This is a genomic window from Pseudomonas sp. IT-P2, from assembly GCF_949767575.1.
Classification (GTDB): domain Bacteria; phylum Pseudomonadota; class Gammaproteobacteria; order Pseudomonadales; family Pseudomonadaceae; genus Aquipseudomonas; species Aquipseudomonas pharyngis.
On sequence record NZ_CATKQA010000046.1, the window covers coordinates 296,211 to 318,423 of the forward strand.

Below are 22,213 nucleotides of genomic sequence, written 5' to 3' on the forward strand. Positions count from 1 at the left end.
CGATCCACCTTTCAAGCTTCCTCCAACTCGACCAGCGCGCTGCCTTCGCTGACCATTTCGCCTTCCTGGCAATACAGCGCCTTGATCACCCCGGCATGGGGCGCGCGGATGCTGTGCTCCATCTTCATCGCCTCGAGCACCACCAATTGCGCACCGGCTTCAACCGCTTGCCCGGCCTCCACCAGCACCCGCACGATGCTGCCGTTCATCGGCGCCGTCAGACCGCCCTGATGGCTGTGGCTGGCGTCGACAGCGCTGATCGGGTCATACGTTTCAACGCGTCGCAACTCGCCGTCCCATTGCAGAAACAGCACCTCTTCACGACGAATCGCCCGCAGCTGCCGACGCAGCCCGTCGTGCTCGAGTATCAGTTGCTCGCCGATCAGTTTTGCACTGCCGCCAGCACCGAGCGTCAACGCCCGGTCCTGCCCCTCGCAACTCAAATGCAGAGTGATTTCCCGTGGCAACCCAGCGCGCAAACCGCTGGGAAGCGCCCAAGGCGAAGCCGGATCATCCGCCCGAGCCATCCCCGGCAGGCTCTGTGCAAAAGCCTGCGCCGCCGCCTCCCAGAACTCATCGCTCAGCGCAGCAGGCGCTGGCAGCAACTGTTCCTGATAGCGCGGAATAAACCCGGTATCCAGCTCGGCCGCCGCGAACGCCGGATGACCGATGATCCGCCGCAGGAAGTTGATGTTGGTCTTCAACCCGCCAATCGCGAACTCATCGAGCATGCTCAGCAGCCGCAAACGCGCCTGTTCACGATCCTCGCCCCAGGCAATCAGCTTGCCGAGCATCGGATCGTAGAACGGCGAAATCTCGTCGCCTTCCTCAACGCCGCTGTCCACACGGCGCCCCGGCCCTGCGGCGGATTCGCGATACAGATCCAGACGCCCGGTTGCCGGCAGGAAGTCATTCGACGGATCTTCCGCATACAGCCGAACCTCAATCGCATGCCCGTTCAACGGCACTTGATCCTGAGTGATCGGCAACGCTTCGCCACGAGCGACGCGAATCTGCCAGGCCACCAGATCGAGCCCGGTGATGGCTTCGGTGACCGGGTGTTCGACCTGCAGCCGCGTGTTCATCTCCATAAAGAAGAACTCGCCGCGAGCATCCAGCAAAAACTCCACCGTGCCAGCACCGACGTAGCCGATGGCTTGCGCCGAACGCACAGCCGCCTCGCCCATGGCACGACGCAGTTCCGGGCTCAAACCCGGTGCCGGCGCCTCTTCGACGACCTTCTGGTGCCGACGCTGAATCGAGCAGTCGCGCTCGTTCAGGTACAGGCAATTGCCATGCTGATCGGCAAACACCTGGATTTCCACATGGCGCGGCTTGAGCAGGTATTTCTCCACCAGCATCCGCGAGTCGCCGAACGACGACTGCGCTTCACGCTGTGCGGAGGCCAGCGCTTCAGCCAGTTGACTGACGTCCTCGACGACCTTCATGCCTTTACCGCCACCGCCAGCGGTGGCCTTGAGCAGCACCGGATAGCCGATGCGCTCGCAAGCATCGCGGAAGGTGTCCAGATCCTGAGCTTCGCCGTGATAACCCGGCACCAGTGGCACGCCGGCGGTTTCCATCAAGGCTTTGGCGGCGGATTTGCTGCCCATCGCGTCGATGGCCGAGGCGGGTGGGCCGAGGAAGATCAGGCCGGCCGCTTCGATGGCGCGAGCAAACCCGGCGTTCTCCGACAGAAAGCCATAACCCGGATGAATCGCCTGAGCGCCGCTGGCCTTGGCCGCGGCGATCAGTTTGTCGATTTGTAAGTAACTGTCGGCCGCTTTGCTGCCGCCCAGATCCACACGGATATCCGCTTCACGGCTGTGCCGCGCTTCGCGGTCGGTGGCGCTGTGCACGGCGACGGTGGTCATGCCCAGCGCCTTGGCGGTACGCATGACCCGGCAAGCGATTTCGCCACGGTTGGCCACCAGCAGGGTGGTGAGAACAGGTGCGCTCATCAACGCGGCTCCTTGGTGGTGGTTGCGGCTTGCCAGCTCGGCGCACGTTTCTGCAGAAAGGCTCGTAGACCTTCCTGGCCTTCCGGGCTGACACGGATGCGCGCGATGGCGTTTTCGGTGTAGCGGCGCAGGGCCGGCGTCAGCGCGCCGTTGCCGACCTCACGCAGCAGATCCTTGCTGGCGCGCATGGCGGCGGGGCTGTTGAGCAGCAGGTTGTCGATCCATTGTTCGACTTTCTGTTCAAGCTCGGTTGCCGGATAGCTTTCGGACAGCAATCCAATCTCACGCGCCCGTTGGCCGCCAAAACGCTCGGCCGTCAGCGCATAACGCCGTGCCGCGCGCTCGCCGATGGCTTGCACCACAAACGGACTGATCACCGCCGGCGCCAGGCCAATGCGTACTTCCGACAGGCAGAACTGTGCGTCGTCTGCGCCAATCGCCATGTCGCAGCAACTGATCAGACCCAGCGCGCCGCCGAACGCCGCGCCTTGCACCACGGCCACCGTCGGGATTTTCAGTTTGGCGAGGTTGTACATCAGCTCTGCCAGTTCTCGGGCGTCGTCGAGGTTGGTGTGGTAATCGAGTTCGGCCGATTGCTGCATCCACGCCAGATCGGCGCCGGCGCTGAAGTGTTTGCCGCGTCCGCGCACCAGCAGGAAACGCAGGCTGGCGTCGCTGGCGACCTTGTCCAAAGCCAGGATCAGTTCGCGGATCATCTCGGCGTTGAACGCGTTGTTCTTTTCTTCGCGGCTCAGCCACAGGGTCGCGAAACCCCGTGGGTCGCTGTGCAATTCGAGGGTGTTGAAGTCGCTCATGAGGTTCTCCCGATCACATCCGGAACACGCCGAAGCGGCTCGGTTCGATAGGCGCGTTCAACGACGCGGACAAGGCCAGGGCCAGTACATCGCGGGTCTGCGCCGGGTCGATGACGCCGTCGTCCCACAGTCGTGCGCTGGAGTAGTAGGGGTGACCCTGCTCTTCGTACTGGTCGAGAATCGGTTGCTTGATCTCGCTTTCCTGTTCCGCACTGAAGGCCTGACCGCTGCGTTCGGCCTGCTCGCGCTTGACCTGAACCAGCACGCCGGCCGCTTGTTCGGCGCCCATCACGCCGATCCGCGCGTTTGGCCACATCCACAGGAAACGCGGATCGTAGGCCCGCCCGCACATGCCGTAGTTGCCTGCGCCGAAGCTGCCGCCGATGATCACGGTGAATTTCGGCACCTTGGCGCACGCCACGGCGGTCACCAGTTTGGCGCCGTGCTTGGCGATGCCGCCGGCCTCGTATTTCTGGCCAACCATGAAGCCTGTGATGTTCTGCAGGAACAGCAGCGGAATCCCGCGCTGGCAGGCCAGTTCGATGAAGTGCGCGCCTTTTTGCGCGGCTTCGGCGAACAGGATGCCGTTGTTGGCGAGGATCGCGATCGGGTAGCCGTGCAGATGGGCGAAGCCGCACACCAGCGTCGTCCCGAACAGCGCTTTGAATTCATCGAACACCGAACCGTCGACCAGTCGCGCAATCACTTCGCGCACATCGAACGGCTGCTTGGCGTCCGCCGAAACCACGCCGTACAACTCGTCGCTGGCGTACAGCGGTGCAATCGGCGCGCGCTGCTGCACTTCGCCGAGCTTGCGCCAGTTGAGGTTGGCGACGCTGCGGCGGGCGAGGGCGAGGGCGTGCTCGTCGCTTTCGGCGTAATGATCGGCGACCCCGGAAATCTTGCAATGCACATCGGCCCCGCCGAGGTCTTCGGCGCTGACCACTTCACCGGTCGCGGCTTTCACCAGCGGCGGGCCGGCGAGGAAAATCGTCGCCTGATTGCGCACCATGATCGCTTCGTCGGCCATCGCCGGTACGTAAGCGCCGCCTGCGGTGCAGGAGCCCATGACTACGGCAATCTGCGGAATGCCCATGGCGCTCATGTTGGCCTGGTTGAAGAAGATCCGCCCGAAGTGTTCGCGATCCGGGAACACTTCGTCCTGACGCGGCAGGTTGGCGCCGCCCGAGTCCACCAGATAAATGCACGGCAAGCGGTTTTGCTGGGCGATGGTCTGGGCGCGCAGGTGTTTCTTTACGGTCAGCGGGTAGTACGAACCACCTTTCACCGTCGCGTCGTTGGCGACGATCATGCATTCGACGCCTTCCACGCGACCGATCCCGGCAATCACGCCAGCGGCCGGCACGTCTTCGCCATACACGGCGTGAGCGGCCAATTGGCTGATCTCCAGAAACGGCGAGCCCGGATCGAGCAAGCGGTTGATCCGCTCACGCGGCAGCAGTTTGCCGCGCGAGGTGTGACGTTCCTGAGCTTTCGCGCCGCCGCCCTGGGCCACTTGGGCAAGGAGGGTGTGCAGGGCGTCGACCTGTTCGAGCATCGCCGCGCTGTTGGCGGCGAACTCCGCTGAACGGGGGTTGAGCTGGGTATGCAGGATAGCCATGGACAGCTCCGTTTTAGCGGGTTTCGTTGAACAGTTCGCGACCGATCAGCATGCGACGGATCTCACTGGTGCCGGCGCCGATTTCGTACAGCTTGGCGTCACGCAGCAGACGACCGGCCGGGAATTCGTTGATGTAACCGTTACCGCCGAGAATCTGGATCGCATCAAGGGCCATTTGCGTGGCGCGTTCGGCGGTGTAGAGGATCACGCCGGCGGCGTCCTTGCGCGTGGTTTCGTTGCGCTCGCAGGCCTGGGCCACGGCGTAAAGGTACGCGCGGCTGGCGTTGAGCTGGGTGTACATGTCGGCAACTTTGCCCTGGATCAGCTGGAATTCGCCGATGCTCTGGCCGAACTGCTTGCGGTCATGGATGTATGGAACGATCAGGTCCATGCACGACTGCATGATCCCGGTCGGGCCGCCGGACAGCACGACGCGTTCGTAATCGAGGCCGCTCATCAGCACTTTCACGCCACCGTTGAGCACGCCGAGGATGTTTTCTTCCGGCACTTCGACGTCATCGAAGAACAGCTCGCAAGTGTTGGAGCCGCGCATGCCGAGCTTGTCGAACTTGTTGCTGCGGCTGAAGCCTTTCCAGTCACGTTCGACGATGAACGCGGTGATGCCGTGCGGGCCTTTTTCCAGGTCGGTCTTGGCGTAGATCACATAAGTGTTGGCGTCGGGGCCGTTGGTGATCCAGGTCTTGCTGCCGTTGAGCACGAAACGGTCGCCGCGTTTATCGGCGCGCAGTTTCATCGAGACCACGTCGGAACCGGCGTTCGGCTCGCTCATCGCCAGAGCGCCAACATGTTCGCCGCTGATCAGCTTCGGCAGGTATTTGGTTTTCTGTTCGTGATTGCCGTTGCGGTTGATCTGGTTCACGCAGAGGTTGGAGTGGGCGCCGTAGGACAACGCCACCGAAGCCGATCCACGGCTGATTTCTTCCATCGCCACCACGTGCGCCAGGTAACCCAGACCAGCGCCACCGTACTCTTCGGGCACGGTGATGCCGAGCAGGCCCATGTCACCGAACTTGCGCCACAGATCGGCCGGGAACAGGTTGTCGCTGTCGATCTGCGCGGCACGCGGGGCGATCTCCTTGGCGACGAAGGACTGAACCTGATCGCGCAACATGTCGATGGTTTCGCCGAGGGCAAAGTTCAGGGATGGGTAGCTCATGGGTCACCTTTTGGCTTTTTTGTAGGGTGGGGAGAAGGGCGTTTCAGTTCTCACCTTTACGTTAACGTAAGCCTGTGACGAATGGCTGTCAATCGCCCTTTACGTTAACGTCAACTTAGGCGAGAGTAGAGCCAGTTCTGAATGGTCGGAGCTGCCGTGGCTCCGTTCCAACACCCACTAATAAAGACAATAGGGGTCGTCATGGATCAACCCAGTGCAAACCCGCAGCGCAGCTATACCCGTGGTTCCCAGGACAAAGCCTTGCTGGCGATGACCATCGGGCAGAAGTTCGACGAGACCGTCGCGCAGTACCCGGACGGCGAGGCGCTGGTGGTGCGCCATCAGCAGCAGCGTTACACCTGGCGGCAACTGGCCGACGCGGTAGACGTGCATGCCAGAGCGCTGCTGGCGTTGGGTTTGCAGACCGGTGACCGGCTCGGCATCTGGGCACCGAATTGCGCGCAGTGGTGTATCACGCAGTTCGCCACCGCGAAGATCGGCGTGATCCTGGTCAACATCAACCCGGCCTACCGCAGCTCCGAACTCGAATACGTGCTCAAGCAATCCGGTTGCCAATGGCTGGTCTGCGCGGGGGCATTCAAGAGCTCCAACTATCACGGCATGTTGCAAGGCTTGCTGCCGGAACTGGCCGAGCAATCCATCGGCGAACTGCGCAGCGAGCGCCTGCCGGAGCTGCGCGGCTTGATCAGCCTCGATCCGCAGCCGCCTTCGGGTTTTCTTCCGTGGTCGCAACTGGCAGATCTGGCCGCCAGTGTCTCGCCAGCACAATTGCATGAACGCAGCGACAGTCTGCACTTCGATCAACCGGTCAACATCCAGTACACCTCCGGCACCACCGGTTTCCCCAAGGGCGCGACCCTCAGTCACTACAACATCCTCAACAACGGTTACATGGTCGGCGAAAGCCTCGGCCTGACCGCCGCCGATCGCCTGGTGATCCCGGTGCCGCTGTATCACTGCTTCGGCATGGTCATGGGCAACCTGGGCTGCATCACCCACGGCAGCACGATGATTTATCCCAACGATGCCTTCGATCCGCTGCTGACCCTGAGCACCGTCGCCGAAGAAAAGGCCACCGCACTGTACGGCGTGCCGACCATGTTCATCGCCATGCTCGATCAGCCGCAACGTGCCGAGTTCGACCTGTCGACCCTGCGCACCGGGATCATGGCCGGCGCCACCTGCCCGATCGAGGTGATGCGCCGGGTCATCAACGAAATGCACATGAGCGAAGTGCAGATCGCCTACGGCATGACCGAAACCAGTCCGGTCTCGCTGCAAACCGGCCCATCCGATGAACTGGAACTGCGCGTGACCACCGTCGGCCGCACCCAGCCGCAACTCGAAAGCAAAATCATCGACGAGGCCGGCAACCCGGTGCCACGCGGTACCATCGGCGAATTGTGCACCCGTGGCTACAGCGTGATGCTCGGCTACTGGAACAACCCGCAGGCCACCGCCGAAGCCATCGACGCGGCAGGCTGGATGCACACCGGCGATCTGGCGAGCATGAACGACGAGGGTTACGTGTGCATCGCCGGCCGTAACAAAGACATGATCATCCGTGGTGGCGAGAACATTTACCCGCGTGAACTGGAAGAGTTCTTCTTCACCCATCCAGCGGTGGCGGACGTGCAGGTGATCGGCATTCCCTGCTCGCGTTACGGCGAGGAAATCGTCGCCTGGATCAAATTCCATCCCGGCCACAGCGCTACCGAACAAGAGCTGCAAGCGTGGTGCAAGGAACGCATCGCCCACTTCAAGACGCCGCGTTACTTCAAGTTCGTCGAGGAGTTTCCGATGACGGTAACGGGCAAGATCCAGAAATTCCGCATGCGTGAGATCAGTATCGAGGAGTTGCGTAGCAACGAGGGCTGAGGAGCGGATCTGTGGGGGCTTGGCTCCCACAGTTTCAACTTTCTATATCGATCAGAGCCTTCGAAGCCAGGGCGCGGACCCTGGCTTCGAAAGCAGCGCTTATTACTTTACCTCTACATTTTCCAACGCTTGATTCACCGCCAACTCACCCAGCATCACCACTTGCGCAATGCCCAACAGGGTCTTGCGGTTTGGCCCTTCCAGCAGGCCGGCAAAGTCACCGAGCATGACCGTGGCTGACGCGAGGGATTCGCAGGCGTTGGCCAGCAAGGACTCCGTGTCGGTTTGCGGGTTGACCATGAACATGTCGTTTGGGGTGTAGGGCGTGGCCATGATCTTGGCTGCCGGGGTCAGGTAATAGTCGAGGGCGCGTTCGGCCGCGTCGTGGAGTTTTCTTGAATCGGGAAATTCGTACGGGGACACCGGATCTTCTAACGGTGGAATGACGGTCTTGGACATCAGCTGGAACTCCGGAAAGAGTCGCTTGAGGATTTTTATAGACGGCTGCCAGGCAGTGAGGGGACAAGCCCCTCACCGAGGCGGCAACTACCGCGAGACGTGATGGTTATCCAGCACACGATTGACCAGCAGCTCACTCAACATGATGACCTGTTGCAGTATCTGCATCGCCTTGCGCTGCGACGGATCGACGGTTTCGCCGAGATCCCGGGCCATGTCACTGGCCGACGACAGCGTTTCGCACGCTTCGACCAGCAGCGTTTCGTCATCCACCGTTGGATTGACCAGATAGATCTTGCCGGGCTTGCGCGATGGCTTGGACGTCTTCTGCGCCCCAGGATCGAGGTAATGATTGATCGCCCGCTCGGTGGCCGTTTTTATGTTTTCGGCTTCGAGTGCGGCGTCGTAGGGGATTGAATCGGTTTCTGGCGGGTTGGGTGTAGCTTTGAACATACGTGTAACTCCTATCGCAGACTTCAAGGAGCCATCACCCACGCTACCAAACGATGGGTGGCGGCCATACGCGGGTTGGTAGACCGGCTGCAATAGGAACCCGGCGCTCACGAATGAGCCCCACGCATGACCACCATAAAACCGAGCCCCAAAAAGGGACTGCATACGGTGTTGCCATACAGCTATTACAGACGGGCTACCAAACCCGATCACTGTTTTTCAGTGACAGGGAAACGATATAGCCCACCCCATAGCCGCGTAAGCCGGCGGATTCTGGCGTACGCGTAGGCAGCGACGCAAGGTGTTGTAGCCCTTATGGCGTAACGGTTCGTGTAATTTAAACGCACATGCGGCGTCGTGTTTACACACAGCGAAAGCCGTGAACCCACCGTGTTTTTGTTGGGATTACTTATATGTGTGGGGCTGGATGTTGAGGCACGGCATCAATCGCCTCACTGAGATCTTGCCGAGTGAGCGCTTGCAGGAACATCGAAATGGGGAAGGAGATCCGTCGCGGACAAATTCAGAACGCCAGACAGCACAAAGGGGAGCCGAAGCTCCCCTTTAATTTTGTCGTCGCGTGCTCTTTTTTATTATTGAGGGGCGGTCTGTTGTTGTTTTTGGCAACCGTGGCCCTTTACCGCTGTTTTTGGCGACCCCCATCCGGGGTCAAGAGCAAACGTATTTTTTTGAGCGCTGATCTGCTTTCTCGTCTAGCGATCCAACCGATTCGGGAGCTACCTGAAGGTAGTTTTATTGTTCTCTGCCCGGTTGCGGGTCATTCCGAGGAATACCCTGAAAAGCACACCTTCTCCAAAAAAATCTGTTAGCTGCGTCTCTGCCGTGTTGTTTTTGTTATGTCAGAGTCGGTACGTCTTATTTTTATTGGTTTGCTGCTTTTTATTCTTGTTATGCCATAGAGATAGCAGAAGCCGTGCCAACTTTTAAAAACCCTTGTAAATCAATTGTTTGAGATTTTTGAAGGATTTTTCCTTCAGGCAAAACCAGACAATTTGTTTCCGTGTTACTCGCTTGTGCCCACGTTTCGCGCTCGGCGGTAACACCATCCCCTCACTGTGCGCTGCGAGCCTTGGCCACGCGCGAACCGGTCGGGCGGCCCAGCACGGCACTGATCTGCTGGCCGGCGGCTATCAAGGCGTCGAGGTCGATGCCGGTCTCGATGCCCAGGCCGTTGAGCAGGTACACCACGTCTTCGGTGGCGACGTTGCCGCTGGCGCCTTTGGCGTACGGGCAGCCGCCGAGGCCGGCGATCGAGCTGTCGAACACCGCGATGCCTTCCAGCAGACTGGCGTAGATATTGGCCATGGCCTGGCCGTAGGTATCGTGGAAGTGGCCGGCGAGTTTTTCTCGCGGTACCTGTTTCGAGACCACTTCGAACAGCCGGCGGGTCGCGCCAGCGGTGCCGGTGCCGATGGTGTCGCCCAGCGATACTTCGTAGCAGCCCATCGCGTACAGCTCGCGGGCGACCATGGCCACTTGTTCCGGGGCGACCTCGCCTTCATAAGGGCAGCCGAGCACGCAGGACACGTAACCGCGCACGGTAACGCCGTGCTGTTTCGCCGATTCCATGATCGGCGCGAACCGCGCCAGGCTTTCGCTGATCGAGCAATTGATGTTGCGCTGCGAGAACGCTTCGGACGCAGCGGCAAACACCGCAACCTCCTTGACCCCGGCCGCCAGCGCATCCTCAAAACCGCGCAGGTTCGGCGCCAGCGCGCCATAGGTCACGCCGGGCTTGCGCTGGATCTGCGCGAATACATCAGCGGAACCGGCCATCTGCGGTACCCACTTGGGCGAGACGAAACTGCCGACTTCTATATAGCCGAGACCGGCGGCGCTCAGCGCGTCGACCAGTTGCACCTTGTCGGCGACGCTGATGGGCTGGGCTTCGTTCTGCAGGCCGTCACGCGGGCCGACTTCGATCAGGCGTACTTGGGAGGGGAGGGACATGGTGTTGACCTGCTCTTTGAATTCCTGCGGAACCCCTTGTGGGAGCGGGCTTGCTCGCGAAGGCGGAGTGTCAGTCGACAAATCTGATTCTGAAACACCGCATTCGCGGGCAAGCCCGCTCCCACAGGAGATGAATTGTGGCTGTTACTGCGCGACTTGCTGACTCTTGAGCGTCTGCTCCAGCGCCTGCACGCAGCGTTCTTCGGCGGTGTCGAGTTCCAGCTTCATCTGTTCGATGTCCAGCAGTTGCTGTTCAAGCTGTGCCCGGCGCTCGCTGATTTTCGCCAGCATGCTGTTGAGTTGTTTGGTGTTACCGCTGGAGGGGTCGTAGAGCTCGATCAGTTCGCGGCACTCGGCCAGGGAGAAACCGATGCGCTTGCCCCGCAGGATCAGCTTCAGGCTGACCTTGTCGCGCGGCGAATAGATGCGTTCCTGGCCTCGGCGCTCAGGGCTGAGCAGGCCTTGTTCTTCATAGAAGCGGATCGCCCGGGTGGTGATGTCCAGCTCGCGGGCGAGGTCGGAAATGCTGTAGGTCTGGCTGCTCATGAAAGCGCTCGAAGAAGGGTCTTGGCGCTAAGCTAATGGCAGGTTGACGTTTACGTCAAGTAGCGGGCGCCTGCAGCTTGTCGAGCTTCTTCTCGTGCGCTGTCACTTGCTGGCACAACTCGATCATCTGCTCGCGCATCCAGCGGTTGGCCGGGTCCTGATCGGTGCTTTCGTGCCAGTACAAATGGGTTTCCACCGGCGGTACATCGTTGACCGGCAGATTGAACGCATGCAGGTCATGGCGGCGGGCGAAACGCTCCGGCACGGTCATGACCATGTCGGTCTGCTGCAACACCTGGGACGCCATCAGATAGTGCTGCGAGCGCAGGGCGATCTTGCGCTGGATGCCCATCTTGCCCAGCGCCAGATCGACGTGGCCCAAGCCACTGCGGCGGCTGGAAATATGAATGTGGGTCAGGGACAGGTAATCGTCGAGGGTGAATTTTTCCTTGGTCGCCAGCGGATGACCCTTGCGCATGGCGCAGACGTAACGGTCTTCCATCAGCTTGACGTGGCGCACCTGCGGGTCGGTGTTGAGCGGCGCATCCACGGCAAAGTCGAGACGCCCGGCGGCCAGTTCCTTGGTGGTTTCCCGGCGTTTGGACAGGAAACTTTCGATGATCACCGTCGGCGCTAGACGACGCAGACGCTGGAACAACGGCGGCAGAATCACCGCTTCGGTCAGGTCGGTCATGCTGATGCGGTAGGTCTTGACTGCTTGCGAAGGGTTGAAGATGCGGCTTTCCTGAACCGAAACCCGCAACAGCGACAGCGCGTTGCGCACCGGGCCAATGATGTTCTGCGCCATGGGCGTCGGCACCATGCCCTGGGCCGTACGTACGAAGAGCGGGTCGTTGAAGGTCTCGCGCAACCGCGCCAATGCGTTGGACACCGCCGGCTGGGTAATGCCGACAATCTGCCCGGCGCGGGTCAGGTTGGCTTCGGTGTAGATCGCGTCGAAGACGATGAAAAGGTTGAGGTCGACCTTGCTCAGATTCATTACGCGGCTCTCTTGTTATAGGTGAATGGCGCGGGTCAGGGCGGCCAGGAAAATCAACCAATCATATATCGGTGATGAATGTTTATACACGCCGAGAATAGGCTAGGTAAATTATCAGCGCTGTTCTAGCATCGATTGCATGACTTAAACAACCTGCCGAAAAAAGGTAATTGCTCATGGATTTCGCTTATTCGCCCAAGGTGCAAGAACTGCGTGAGCGCGTGACCGCGTTCATGGACACTTACGTTTACCCGGCCGAAGCCGTGTTCGAACGGCAGGTTGCCGAAGGCGATCGCTGGCAGCCGACGGCGATCATGGAAGAACTCAAGGCCAAGGCAAAGGCCGAGGGGCTATGGAATTTGTTTCTGCCTGAGTCGGAACTGGGCGCTGGCCTGACCAACCTTGAATACGCGCCATTGGCGGAAATCATGGGCCGTTCGCTGCTCGGTCCCGAGCCGTTCAACTGCTCCGCCCCCGACACCGGCAACATGGAAGTGCTGGTGCGTTACGCCAACGAAGAACAGAAGCAGCGCTGGCTCGAACCGCTGCTGCGCGGCGAGATCCGCTCGGCGTTCGCCATGACCGAACCGGACGTTGCGTCCTCCGACGCCACCAACATGGCCGCCCGTGCCGTGCGTGATGGCGACGAGTGGGTCATCAATGGCAAGAAATGGTGGACCTCCGGCGCCTGCGATCCGCGCTGCAAGATCCTGATCTTCATGGGCCTGAGCAACCCCGACGCCCCGCGTCATGCCCAGCACTCGATGATCCTCGTACCGGTCGACACCCCCGGCGTGAAGATCCTCCGTCCGCTGCCGGTGTTCGGTTACGACGACGCGCCCCACGGCCACGCCGAAGTGCTGTTCGACAACGTGCGGGTGCCGTACGAAAACGTCCTGCTCGGTGAAGGACGCGGCTTCGAAATCGCACAAGGTCGCCTTGGCCCAGGCCGGATTCACCACTGCATGCGTTCGATCGGCATGGCCGAGCGCGCACTGGAACTGATGTGCAAACGTTCGGTAAGCCGCACCGCGTTCGGCAAGCCGCTGGCGCGTCTGGGCGGTAACGTCGACAAGATCGCTGACTCGCGGATGGAAATCGACATGGCGCGCCTGCTGACCCTGAAAGCGGCGTACATGATGGACACCGTGGGTAACAAGGTCGCCAAGAGCGAAATTGCACAGATCAAAGTCGTGGCACCGAACGTCGCGTTGCGGGTGATCGACCGGGCGATTCAGATCCATGGCGGGGCCGGGGTGTCGAACGACTTCCCGCTGGCCTACATGTACGCCATGCAACGCACCCTGCGCCTGGCCGACGGCCCGGACGAGGTGCACCGCGCGGCGATCGGCAAGTTCGAGATCGGCAAGTATGTGCCGAAGGAAATGCTGCGTAGCGAGCGCTGATTACAGACATTCCGCGTCAGTCCTGATCGTTCCCACGCTCTGCGTGGTAACGCAGCCATGGACGCTCTGCGTCCACTGTGACGCGGAGCGTCACGGTATGCATTCCCACGCAGAGCGTGGGAACGATCAGTGGTTCGACGCTCAGTAAACCCAAACCTCAACCCGCCGATTCTTGATCCGGCCTTCATCCCCATTGTTGGTCGCCACCGGCATCAGCGCGCCAAACCCGCGCACCTCGCGTAGCACTACGCCGTTCTTCACCAACTCCCGCCGTACCGCCATCGCCCGCAGCTTCGACAGCAAATCCGCCCGCGCCGGGTCGTCCTTGGCGTCGCCGAATCCCACCAGCGTTACCGCGCGGTCGGTCTTGTCGTGGTGCTTTATATAGTCGAACACCCGGGCCAGATCCTGACGGGCCTTGTTGTCGAGGCTGGCGCTGCCTTCTTCGAAACGGAAGTTCACGGTCAGACGCTGGGCGTGGCGGCTGAGGGATTGATAACCCTCGGGCATCAGCGCATTCGGCGTAACGGCGATGGCCTGCACGGTCTGGGCGATAAAACCGTTGGCCGCGACAATCGCCTGGCCCCGACGGCTTTGCGCAAACTCCACCAAGGCCTTCGCCCAGGGATTGTTGCTGTCGGGTGGCAGATAGAAGAACAACCGTCGCGACAGCGGATAGTCTTCGGTGGCGATCAGGCTGGCGAGTGGCAGCATCGCCTGGGATTGCCCGTCGACAATCGCCACGGCCTTGGCCTGACGCACATAGGGCAGGCCGATGAAACCGATGGCCTGAGGATCGGCACTGACCGCGTCGGACAATTGTTCGCTGGATTCAAACCGTTTCGCGGCATTGCTCAGGGATTTCCCGCGACGGCTGAGAACAAGTTCCTTGAAGGTGTCGTAGGTGCCGGACTGATCATCCCGCGCATATAAATGAATCGTCCCACCCTTGCTGCCGACGTCTTCCCACGTCTTCGCCTCGCCACTGAAGATCCGCGCCAGTTGTTCGGTGTTCAATTGATTCAGCGGATTGTCGGGATGAAGGATGATCGCCAGGCCATCGATGGCAATGACTTGCTCGGCGTCGGGACTTTTCAGATCGCCCCGGGCTTGCAGGTTCAGCAGTTCGCTGTCCTTGATCGGGCGCGAAGAGGCGGCCAGATCGGCGCTGGCGTTCTTGAGTGCAGTGAAACCGGTGCTCGAGCCGTGGGCAGCGATTTCCACCACGACCCTCTGGCCCTGGGCCGTCAGGCCGACGACCCGTTGTTCGTTGGCGGTGTCCGGGGTTTCGCTGTGGACTTTCAACAGCCCCTGATCTTGCAACAGGCCTTCCACCAGTGCCGGACCGAGCGCCGCGCCGATGGTGTTGGAACCCTGGATGCGCAATACCGGGCCGTTCTCGGGAATGGGCAACGCCGCAAACCCAACCTGCAGCCAGGCGCTCAGGAGAAAGACGAACAGAACACGCAGGGTCATGCCGGCACCGATTGCAGCCAAGGGGATTGCCGGGGAGATTAAGTCAAAGACGTTTCTGAAAGATGACAGGACAGAAGATCACCACCGCTGGCTGTGATCTTCTGCTTTCAAGCGAATCAGCTCAATTCCAGCCAGATCGGCGCATGGTCCGAAGGCTTTTCCATCCCGCGCAGTTCATAGTCGACGCCGGCGGCTTTCACCCGTGGCAGCAAACCGTGGGACGCCAGAATCACATCGATGCGCAGGCCCCGTTTCGGCTCGTCTTCAAACCCGCGGCTGCGGTAGTCGAACCAGCTGAACGTGTCGGTCACGTCCGGGTTCAGGTGACGGAAACTGTCGGTCAGGCCCCAGTTTTTCAGGCGGGCCATCCACTCGCGCTCTTCCGGCAGGAAGCTGCATTTGCCGGTTTTCAGCCAGCGTTTCATGTTGTCCGGGCCGATGCCGATGTCGCTGTCTTCCGGAGAGATGTTGACGTCGCCCATCACCACCAGCGGCTGCTCGTTGTGGAACTGGCTCTCCAGCAGGGCTTGCAGGTCGCTGTAGAAACGCTGTTTGGCCGGGAATTTGGTCGGATGGTCGCGGCTTTCGCCCTGTGGGAAATAGCCGTTCATGATCGTCACCGGCACGCCGTTGGCGTCGGCGAATGTGCCCCAGATAAAGCGCCGCTGTGCGTCTTCTTCATCGGTGGCAAAACCTTTGTGTACGGCAATCGGTTCCTGGCGCGAGAGCAGGGCGACGCCGTAATGGCCTTTCTGGCCGTGGAAATACACGTGATAACCCAGGGCCCGCACTTCATCCAGCGGGAACTGGTCGTCGTGGACCTTGGTTTCCTGCAGGCCGATGACGTCCGGCTGATGCTTTTCGATCAGCGCCGCCAGCTGATGCGGACGGGCCCGCAGTCCGTTGATGTTGAAGGAAACGATCTTCATGGTCGGCAGTCCTGGCAAAAGGGCGATGCTAGCTGACATGTAGGATCTGGGCCAGCGTGGCGGTAGTCCATATGCGCTGCTAATGTCTTTCGGATGTGGGAACGATCCCTTCTGCCCAAGGCTCGTATAAAAAGAACGGGGCCTCTTGAGTCCCGTCCAGGGAGAATCACCGTCATGCCTGAAACCCAAACCGCCATCGCCGACATTCATATGCTCGACCGCGGCTATTCCCGTGAAGCGCGATCCCTTCTTTATCAGGCCTATCGTCACGAGCCGACCTTCGCTTACCTGTTCGAAGCCGAGCGTCCGGGTTACGAGCAACGGGTGCGCGCCACGGTGCGGGAGCTGGTCAAACAGCATTTCCTGCAGGATCTGCCGGCCATCGGCCTGTTGGTCAACGACCGCTTGATCGGCATCGCCCTGATTGCGCCGCCGCAACGTCGTCTGGGCGTCACCGAGAGCTGGGCCTGGCGTTTGCGCATGGTGCTGAGCACCGGTTTCCGCTGCACCCGGCGTTATCTGGAATATCACGCCGCCGTTGAGGCCTGCGTGCCGACCGACTCGGTGCACATGCTGCCGCTGCTCGGCGTGCATCCACAATTTCAGGGCAAGCATTTCGGCGAGCAACTGCTGCAAGCGGTGCACAACTGGTGCGCGGTGGACGAAAGCTCCCAAGGCGTGATTCTCGACACCGGCAACCCGCGTTACCTGGAGTTCTACAAGCGTCAGGGTTACGAGGAAATCGGCGAAGTGGCCGTAGGCCCGGTACGCGAGCACGTGTTTTTCCACGCCAACCCACAGGTGTTACAAACTGCAACGGGATAACCGTCGAACTTTTTGGGAAATTTCCTGTTCTATCACGCTCCCAAGCCCGTGATAGCATCCGCGCCTATGAAGTTTCCAGGAAGATTTACCAGTGGCGTGCTCATGCTGTTAACCAGCTGCGCGGCGCTGGCGCAAAGTGAATTGGATGTGCGGATCAAACCGTCCAACGATGAACTGAAAGCCAATATAGAAGGCTATATCGGCAGTCTCGGCGATCGTGACGAAGAAGCCTTGCAGCGCTTCAGTCGCGGCGCCGAAGAACAGGCGCGCAAGGCGGCCCAGGCCTTGGGTTATTACCAGCCGCAGATCGAAAGTGACGTCAAGGGCGGTGAAAAACCGCGTCTGGTGCTGAACATCGATCCCGGCGAGCCGATTCGCCTGCGCAACGTGACCGTGCGTGTTGACGGTCCGGCGGCCTCTCTCAAATCCTTTCGAGTCCCCAAGAGTGACGTGCTCAAGCCCGGCGCGGTGCTCAACCATGGGCGTTACGAAGACGCCAAGCGCCTGATTCAGAACCAGGCCTCGCGTTATGGCTTCTTCAGTGGCCGTTTCACCAGCCAGAAATTGATGGTCGATCCACGCGCCGGGGTCGCCGACGTCGAACTGATCTACGAAAGCGGCCCGCGTTATGCGCTGGGCAAGGTCAGCTTCGAAGGCGACACGCCGTTCGACGAAGACCTGCTGCAACGCATGGTGCCGTTCAAGGCCGGCGAGCCGTATGACTCCGAGCTGATCGCCGAACTCAACCGCGACCTGCAATCGAGCGGCTACTTCGAAGGCGTGCGGGTCGACGCCGCGCCGACCGCCGCGAAAAACGACGTGATCCCGGTGGACGTCAAACTCGACACCCGCAAGCCGCGCACCATGGGCCTGGGTCTGGGTTATTCCACCGACGTCGGCCCGCGAATCAAGGCCAACTGGACCCGTCACTGGGTCAACCCGCAGGGCGACAGTTATGGCTGGGAGGCCGAACTGTCGGCGCCACGGCAGAACGTCGGTCTGTTCTACGACATCCCGCTGGACCCGCCGCTGACCGATAAACTGCGCTGGGCCGGCGGTTATCAATACGAGGACATCGACGGTTCCGACACCTTGAGCAAGCTGCTGACCTTCGGCCCGGAATGGCACAGCAAATTGCCCAGCGGCTGGCAGCGGGTGATCTCGCTGAAATGGCAGCGCGAGGAATACCAGCTCGGCGACGACTCCGGTCTGAGCACCTTGCTGATGCCCGGCGTCAGCTATTCCTACCTCAAGAGTGACAACCGCATCGACCCGCACAACGGCTATCGCCTGACCTTCGAAAGCAAAGTGGCGAAAGAAGGCCTCGGTTCGGACAACAACCTGCTTTATGGCACGGCGCTGATCAAGGGCCTGACCACCGTGTTCGACAAGCACCGTTTGCTCGGTCGGGTGCAGGTCGGCGGCAGCGCCACCAACGGCTACAAATCGGTGCCGCCGTCGCTGCGCTTCTTCGCTGGTGGCGATCAGAGCGTGCGCGGTTACGACTATCAGAGTCTGTCCCCGGAGAACTCCGAGGGCGACCGCATCGGCGGGCGCTATATGGTGGCCGGCAGCGTCGAATACCAATACTCGATTGCCGAGAAGTGGCGCGTGGCGACCTTCGTCGATCAGGGCAACTCCTTCAACAAACTCGAACTGCCGAACCTCAAGACCGGGGTCGGTATCGGTGTGCGCTGGGTTTCGCCGGTGGGGCCGATCCGCCTCGACCTGGCCCATGCGCTGGACGACGATGGCGGCATCCGGCTGCACTTTTCCATGGGGCCTGAGCTGTGAAGCGTGGTTTGAAAATATCGGCGCTGGCGCTGTTGTCGCTGGTGCTGCTGATTGTATTGAGCATCACCGCTGTCCTCGGAACGCAGGCCGGCAGCCGTTGGGTGCTGGGTCTGGTGCCGGGCCTGAGCGTCGACGATTTCCAGGGTCGTCTCGGTGGGCAATGGAGCGCCGATCATCTGCTGTGGCAGCAGGACAGCAGCCGCGTCGAGCTGAGCAAACCGATCTTCGAATGGTCGCCGCTGTGTCTGACGCGCATGACGTTGTGCATCGAACAGCTCAAGGCCGATACCGTCAGCCTGCAATTTCCGCCGAGCGAAGAAGTCACCGAAAGCGGCCCAATCAAACTTCCTGATCTGCAATTGCCCGTGGCCATTGAGCTGGGCGACGTGCAGGTCGGCAGCCTGTTGTTCAACGGCAGCGAAGAATTGAAAGGCCTGCAACTGGCGGCGCACTGGACGGCCAAAGGCATGCAGATCGACAGCGTGAAACTGCAACGCGACGAGTTGAGCCTGAACCTCTCCGGCCTGCTACAACCGACCGGCAACTGGCCGCTGAACATCACCGGTGATCTGACCTTGCCGTCGCCGGCGCCCGAGCCGTGGACGCTGGCGCTGAAAATCGACGGCGACCTGCTAAAAACCCTCAACCTTAACGCCGACAGCCGTGGCTACCTCGACGGCCAGTTGAGCGGCGAACTGCAACCGTTGGCGGAAAACCTGCCGGCCAAAGTGCGGATCACCTCGGAGGCGTTCAAGCCGAGTGCGGATCTGCCGGACACGCTGCAATTCAATCAACTGCTATTGACCGGCGAAGGCGACCTGAAAAACGGTTACCAATTGCTCGGCAATGCGACGCTGCCTGCCGATAAAGGCCCGGTAGCGCTGTTGCTCAAAGGCAAGGTCGACGCCAACGGTGCACAGATTGCCGGCCTCGATCTGACGGCCAACGACAAGCAAAGCCTCAAGCTCACTGGCAATGTCGACTGGAGCAAAGGCCTCAGCGCCCAGGCCAATATCAACTGGCTGGATTTCCCCTGGCACCGGCTCTATCCGGAAATCGACGAGCCGCAGGTCACGTTGCGTACCTTCACCGGCGAAGTCTCCTACACCGACGGTCAGTACCTCGGTAACTTCGCCGCCGCTGCAGATGGTCCGGCGGGGGCGTTCAGCCTGAGCAGTCCGTTCAGTGGCAATCTCAAGCAGATCTTCCTGCCGCAACTGAAACTCGAAGCCGGGCAGGGCAAGGCCGAAGGCCATGTGAACGTGCAGTTCGCCGATGGCATCGCCTGGGACACCGCGCTGGAGCTGTCGGCGCTCAACCCGGCGTATTGGGTCGCGGAGCTGCCGGGCACCCTGGCCGGCCCGTTGAAGAGCAAAGGCGAAATGAAGAACGAGCGCCTGAGTCTGAATGCCGACCTCGATCTGAAAGGCAAACTGCGCGGGCAACCGGCGATCCTGCAAGCCAAGGCCGACGGCGCGGGCGAGCAGTGGAATCTGAATGCCCTGCAAATCCGCCTCGGCGACAACAGCATCAACGGCAAGGGCAGCCTGCAACAGAAACTCACCGGGCAGATCGACATCAAACTGGCGCGTCTGGCCCAGCTCTGGCCGCAGCTGCGCGGGCAGATCAACGGTCGGGTCGATGTTGCCGGTACGCTCAAGGCGCCGCAGGGCAAGCTCGGCCTGCAGGGTTCGCAACTGGCGTTCCAGGACAACCGCCTTCAAAGCCTCAACCTCGATGCCACCCTCGACAGCGCGCAACGGGCGAAAATCGACCTCAAGGGCAGCGGCATCCAGGCCGGCGATACGTCGCTGGGCACCCTGACCGCCAGCGCTCAGGGCGATATCAAAAACCAGAAACTCAACCTCGACCTGCTCGGGCCCAAGCTGAAACTGGCGTTGGGTCTGGACGGCAATCTGGACAAAGGCAACTGGCGCGGGCGTCTGGCCAGCGGTGACATTCAGGCCGGCGGTCAGGACTGGAAACTGCAAAACCCGGCGAAACTCGAGCGTCTGGCCGACGGCAAGATCAACTTCGGCGCCCATTGCTGGATGTCCGGCAATGCCAGCCTGTGCGGTGAAGATCAGCGCCTGATGCCGGAGCCGAAGCTGCGTTATCACCTCAAGCAATTCCCGATCGAAAGCCTGGCGCAGTGGCTGCCGAAGGATTTCGCCTGGCAGGGCAAGCTCAACGCCGACCTGCAACTGGACCTGCCGGCCAGCGGCCCGAACGGCCAGATCAGCGTTGATGCCAGCGGCGGCACCTTGCGCATGAAGGAAAAGGATCAGTGGGTCGACTTCCCGTACCAGACCCTCAAGCTCACCAGCAAACTCACGCCCAAGCGCATCGACACTGATCTCAACTTCGTCGGCGGCAAGCTCGGTGAACTGATGGTGCAGGCACAGCTCAATCCGCTGCCGAAGAACAAGCCGCTCAGCGGTGCATTCCGCCTCAGCGGGCTTGACCTGTCGGTGGCACGGCCGTTTGTGCCGATGGTCGAGAAACTCACCGGGCGCCTGAACGGCAGCGGCACGATTTCCGGCGGGCTGCTCGCGCCGCTGGTCAACGGCACCGTGCAGCTTAGCGACGGCGAAGTGTCCGGGCCGGAGTTGCCGATCGAGCTGCAAGCGTTGCAACTGCAAGCGGTGATCGCCGGTGAAGCCGTGCAATTGAACGGCGGCTGGAAAAGCGGCAAGAGCGGGCAGGGCAGTCTGAACGGCAACATCGCCTGGGGTCAGGCGCTGGTGGTGGATCTGGCGCTCAAGGGCACGCAATTGCCGGTCACGGTCGAGCCCTACGCGAAACTGGAGGTAGCGCCGGACCTGAAGATTTCCATGGCCGGCGATGAGCTGGCGATTGCCGGCAAGGTGCTGGTACCGAAAGGCGAAATCACTGTGCGGGAACTGCCGCCATCGACGGTGAAAGTCTCCGATGACACGATCATCGTCGGCGCGCAGACCGAAGAGGGCAAGCCGCCGCTGGCGATGAAAATGGACATCGATGTGGTGGTCGGCCAGGACAAATTGAGCTTCGCCGGATTCGGCCTGACCGCGAACCTGCAAGGCCAGGTGCACATCGGCGACAACATGGATACTCGCGGCGAACTGTGGCTCAACGACGGACGCTACCGCGCCTACGGCCAGCGCCTCACGGTACGTCGCGCGCGTCTGCTGTTCGCCGGGCCGCTGGATCAGCCGTATCTGGACATCGAAGCGATTCGCCAGACCGATGACGTGATCGCAGGCATCCGCCTGAGCGGCAGCGCCGAGCAGCCGACGACACAGATCTTCTCGGAACCGGCCATGAGCCAGGAACAGGCGCTGTCTTATCTGGTGCTGGGACGTCCGCTGAGCACCACCGGCGAGGACAACAACATGCTCGCGCAGGCCGCGCTCGGCCTGGGCCTGATGGGCAGTTCCGGGGTCACCAGCAGTCTGGCCAGTGATCTGGGCATTCAGGACTTCCAGCTCGACACCCAAGGCAGCGGCAACACCACCAGCGTGGTGGCCAGCGGCAACATCTCGGAAAAACTCAGCCTGCGTTACGGCGTGGGTGTGTTCGAGCCGGCCAACACCATCGCCCTGCGCTACAAGCTGAGCAAAAAGGTCTACCTCGAAGCCGCCAGCGGCGTGGCCAGTTCGCTGGACATTTTCTACAAGCGGGATTTCTAGCCCGCTTTTCCCTCCTGATCATTCCCACGCTCCGCGTGGGAATGCAGCCCCGGACGCTCCGCGTCCCATTCAACAGCTGACACAGAGCGGCCATTCATGCATTCCCACGCAGACGGTTCGACGCCTCGACGTGGGAACGATCTTGCGCGGTCAGTGATCGGCTAATTACAAAGCAACCTAACTATTACGTTGACATTCGCTGCCTAGGCA

The 22,213-nt window shown here is 61.1% G+C and carries 17 protein-coding genes; 6 read left to right on the forward strand and 11 right to left on the reverse strand.

Annotation, left to right across the window (positions count from 1 at the left end):
* Nucleotides 1-11: 11 nt before the first annotated feature.
* From ACM6JM_RS25375 to ACM6JM_RS25390, 4 genes are read right to left on the reverse strand one after another with little or no spacing between them, the layout of a single operon-like run.
* Nucleotides 12-1,961, reverse strand: coding sequence for an acetyl/propionyl/methylcrotonyl-CoA carboxylase subunit alpha (locus tag ACM6JM_RS25375; protein WP_074689010.1), 1,950 nt, complete (start codon nt 1,959-1,961; stop codon nt 12-14).
* Nucleotides 1,961-2,776: a gamma-carboxygeranoyl-CoA hydratase gene (locus ACM6JM_RS25380; protein WP_039767512.1), complete on the reverse strand. Its 816-nt coding sequence runs from the start codon at nt 2,774-2,776 to the stop codon at nt 1,961-1,963. The genes ACM6JM_RS25375 and ACM6JM_RS25380 overlap by 1 nt, the downstream gene beginning before the upstream one ends.
* 13 nt (nt 2,777-2,789) lie before the next feature.
* A complete protein-coding gene (locus tag ACM6JM_RS25385) occupies nt 2,790-4,397 on the reverse strand; it encodes a carboxyl transferase domain-containing protein (protein WP_007951515.1) in 1,608 nt (535 codons plus the stop codon).
* A gap of 13 nt (nt 4,398-4,410) precedes the next feature.
* On the reverse strand, nt 4,411-5,574 hold the full coding sequence (locus ACM6JM_RS25390) for an isovaleryl-CoA dehydrogenase (RefSeq protein WP_064597789.1): 1,164 nt from the start codon (nt 5,572-5,574) through the stop codon (nt 4,411-4,413).
* A gap of 201 nt (nt 5,575-5,775) precedes the next feature.
* Between ACM6JM_RS25390 and ACM6JM_RS25395 the strand changes: the two genes are divergently transcribed.
* The gene (locus ACM6JM_RS25395; RefSeq protein WP_414882717.1) at nt 5,776-7,473 is read left to right on the forward strand and encodes an AMP-binding protein; all 1,698 of its coding nucleotides are present in this window, start codon (nt 5,776-5,778) and stop codon (nt 7,471-7,473) included.
* A gap of 102 nt (nt 7,474-7,575) precedes the next feature.
* Here the strand turns inward: ACM6JM_RS25395 and ACM6JM_RS25400 are convergent, their stop codons facing one another.
* Both ACM6JM_RS25400 and ACM6JM_RS25405 read right to left on the reverse strand, forming a co-directional pair.
* Nucleotides 7,576-7,932 carry a DUF6124 family protein gene (locus ACM6JM_RS25400; RefSeq protein ID WP_414882718.1) on the reverse strand — a complete coding sequence of 119 codons (357 nt, stop codon included), beginning with the start codon at nt 7,930-7,932 and terminating at the stop codon, nt 7,576-7,578.
* A gap of 87 nt (nt 7,933-8,019) precedes the next feature.
* Nucleotides 8,020-8,385 (reverse strand): DUF6124 family protein, encoded by a 366-nt coding sequence (locus ACM6JM_RS25405; protein ID WP_414882719.1) that lies wholly within the window; start codon nt 8,383-8,385, stop codon nt 8,020-8,022.
* A gap of 494 nt (nt 8,386-8,879) precedes the next feature.
* Here ACM6JM_RS25405 and ACM6JM_RS25410 point away from each other — a divergent pair, with 494 nt between their 5' ends.
* Nucleotides 8,880-9,215: a hypothetical protein gene (locus tag ACM6JM_RS25410; protein ID WP_414882720.1), complete on the forward strand. Its 336-nt coding sequence runs from the start codon at nt 8,880-8,882 to the stop codon at nt 9,213-9,215.
* A gap of 241 nt (nt 9,216-9,456) precedes the next feature.
* Here ACM6JM_RS25410 and ACM6JM_RS25415 read toward each other — a convergent pair whose 3' ends face one another.
* The 3 genes from ACM6JM_RS25415 to ACM6JM_RS25425 form a co-directional block, all read right to left on the reverse strand.
* The gene (locus ACM6JM_RS25415; protein WP_007951509.1) at nt 9,457-10,356 is read right to left on the reverse strand and encodes a hydroxymethylglutaryl-CoA lyase; all 900 of its coding nucleotides are present in this window, start codon (nt 10,354-10,356) and stop codon (nt 9,457-9,459) included.
* 144 nt (nt 10,357-10,500) lie between these two features.
* Nucleotides 10,501-10,902, reverse strand: coding sequence for a MerR family transcriptional regulator (locus ACM6JM_RS25420; protein WP_039767497.1), 402 nt, complete (start codon nt 10,900-10,902; stop codon nt 10,501-10,503).
* 55 nt (nt 10,903-10,957) lie between these two features.
* Nucleotides 10,958-11,902 carry a LysR family transcriptional regulator gene (locus tag ACM6JM_RS25425; protein WP_011334997.1) on the reverse strand — a complete coding sequence of 315 codons (945 nt, stop codon included), beginning with the start codon at nt 11,900-11,902 and terminating at the stop codon, nt 10,958-10,960.
* A gap of 176 nt (nt 11,903-12,078) precedes the next feature.
* On the opposite strand from ACM6JM_RS25425, the gene ACM6JM_RS25430 reads away from it, so the two are divergent.
* A complete protein-coding gene (locus tag ACM6JM_RS25430; RefSeq protein WP_074688994.1) occupies nt 12,079-13,308 on the forward strand; it encodes an acyl-CoA dehydrogenase in 1,230 nt (409 codons plus the stop codon).
* 141 nt (nt 13,309-13,449) lie between these two features.
* On the opposite strand, the gene ACM6JM_RS25435 is transcribed toward ACM6JM_RS25430, so the two are convergent.
* Entirely contained in the window at nt 13,450-14,784 is a 1,335-nt protein-coding gene (locus ACM6JM_RS25435; RefSeq protein WP_414882721.1) for a substrate-binding domain-containing protein, read from the reverse strand.
* Between the two features lie 116 nt (nt 14,785-14,900).
* A complete protein-coding gene (xthA, locus tag ACM6JM_RS25440) occupies nt 14,901-15,713 on the reverse strand; it encodes an exodeoxyribonuclease III (protein WP_085612688.1) in 813 nt (270 codons plus the stop codon).
* A 174-nt stretch (nt 15,714-15,887) separates the two neighbouring features.
* On the opposite strand from xthA, the gene ACM6JM_RS25445 reads away from it, so the two are divergent.
* The 3 genes from ACM6JM_RS25445 (at nt 15,888) to ACM6JM_RS25455 (ending at nt 22,003) form a co-directional block, all read left to right on the forward strand.
* On the forward strand, nt 15,888-16,538 hold the full coding sequence (locus ACM6JM_RS25445; RefSeq protein ID WP_007951503.1) for a GNAT family N-acetyltransferase: 651 nt from the start codon (nt 15,888-15,890) through the stop codon (nt 16,536-16,538).
* Between the two features lie 66 nt (nt 16,539-16,604).
* On the forward strand, nt 16,605-18,332 hold the full coding sequence (locus ACM6JM_RS25450) for an autotransporter assembly complex protein TamA (protein WP_064597778.1): 1,728 nt from the start codon (nt 16,605-16,607) through the stop codon (nt 18,330-18,332).
* On the forward strand, nt 18,329-22,003 hold the full coding sequence (locus ACM6JM_RS25455) for a translocation/assembly module TamB domain-containing protein (RefSeq protein ID WP_414882722.1): 3,675 nt from the start codon (nt 18,329-18,331) through the stop codon (nt 22,001-22,003). Before ACM6JM_RS25450 ends, ACM6JM_RS25455 begins: the two co-directional genes overlap by 4 nt.
* The last annotated feature ends 210 nt before the right edge of the window (nt 22,004-22,213 follow it).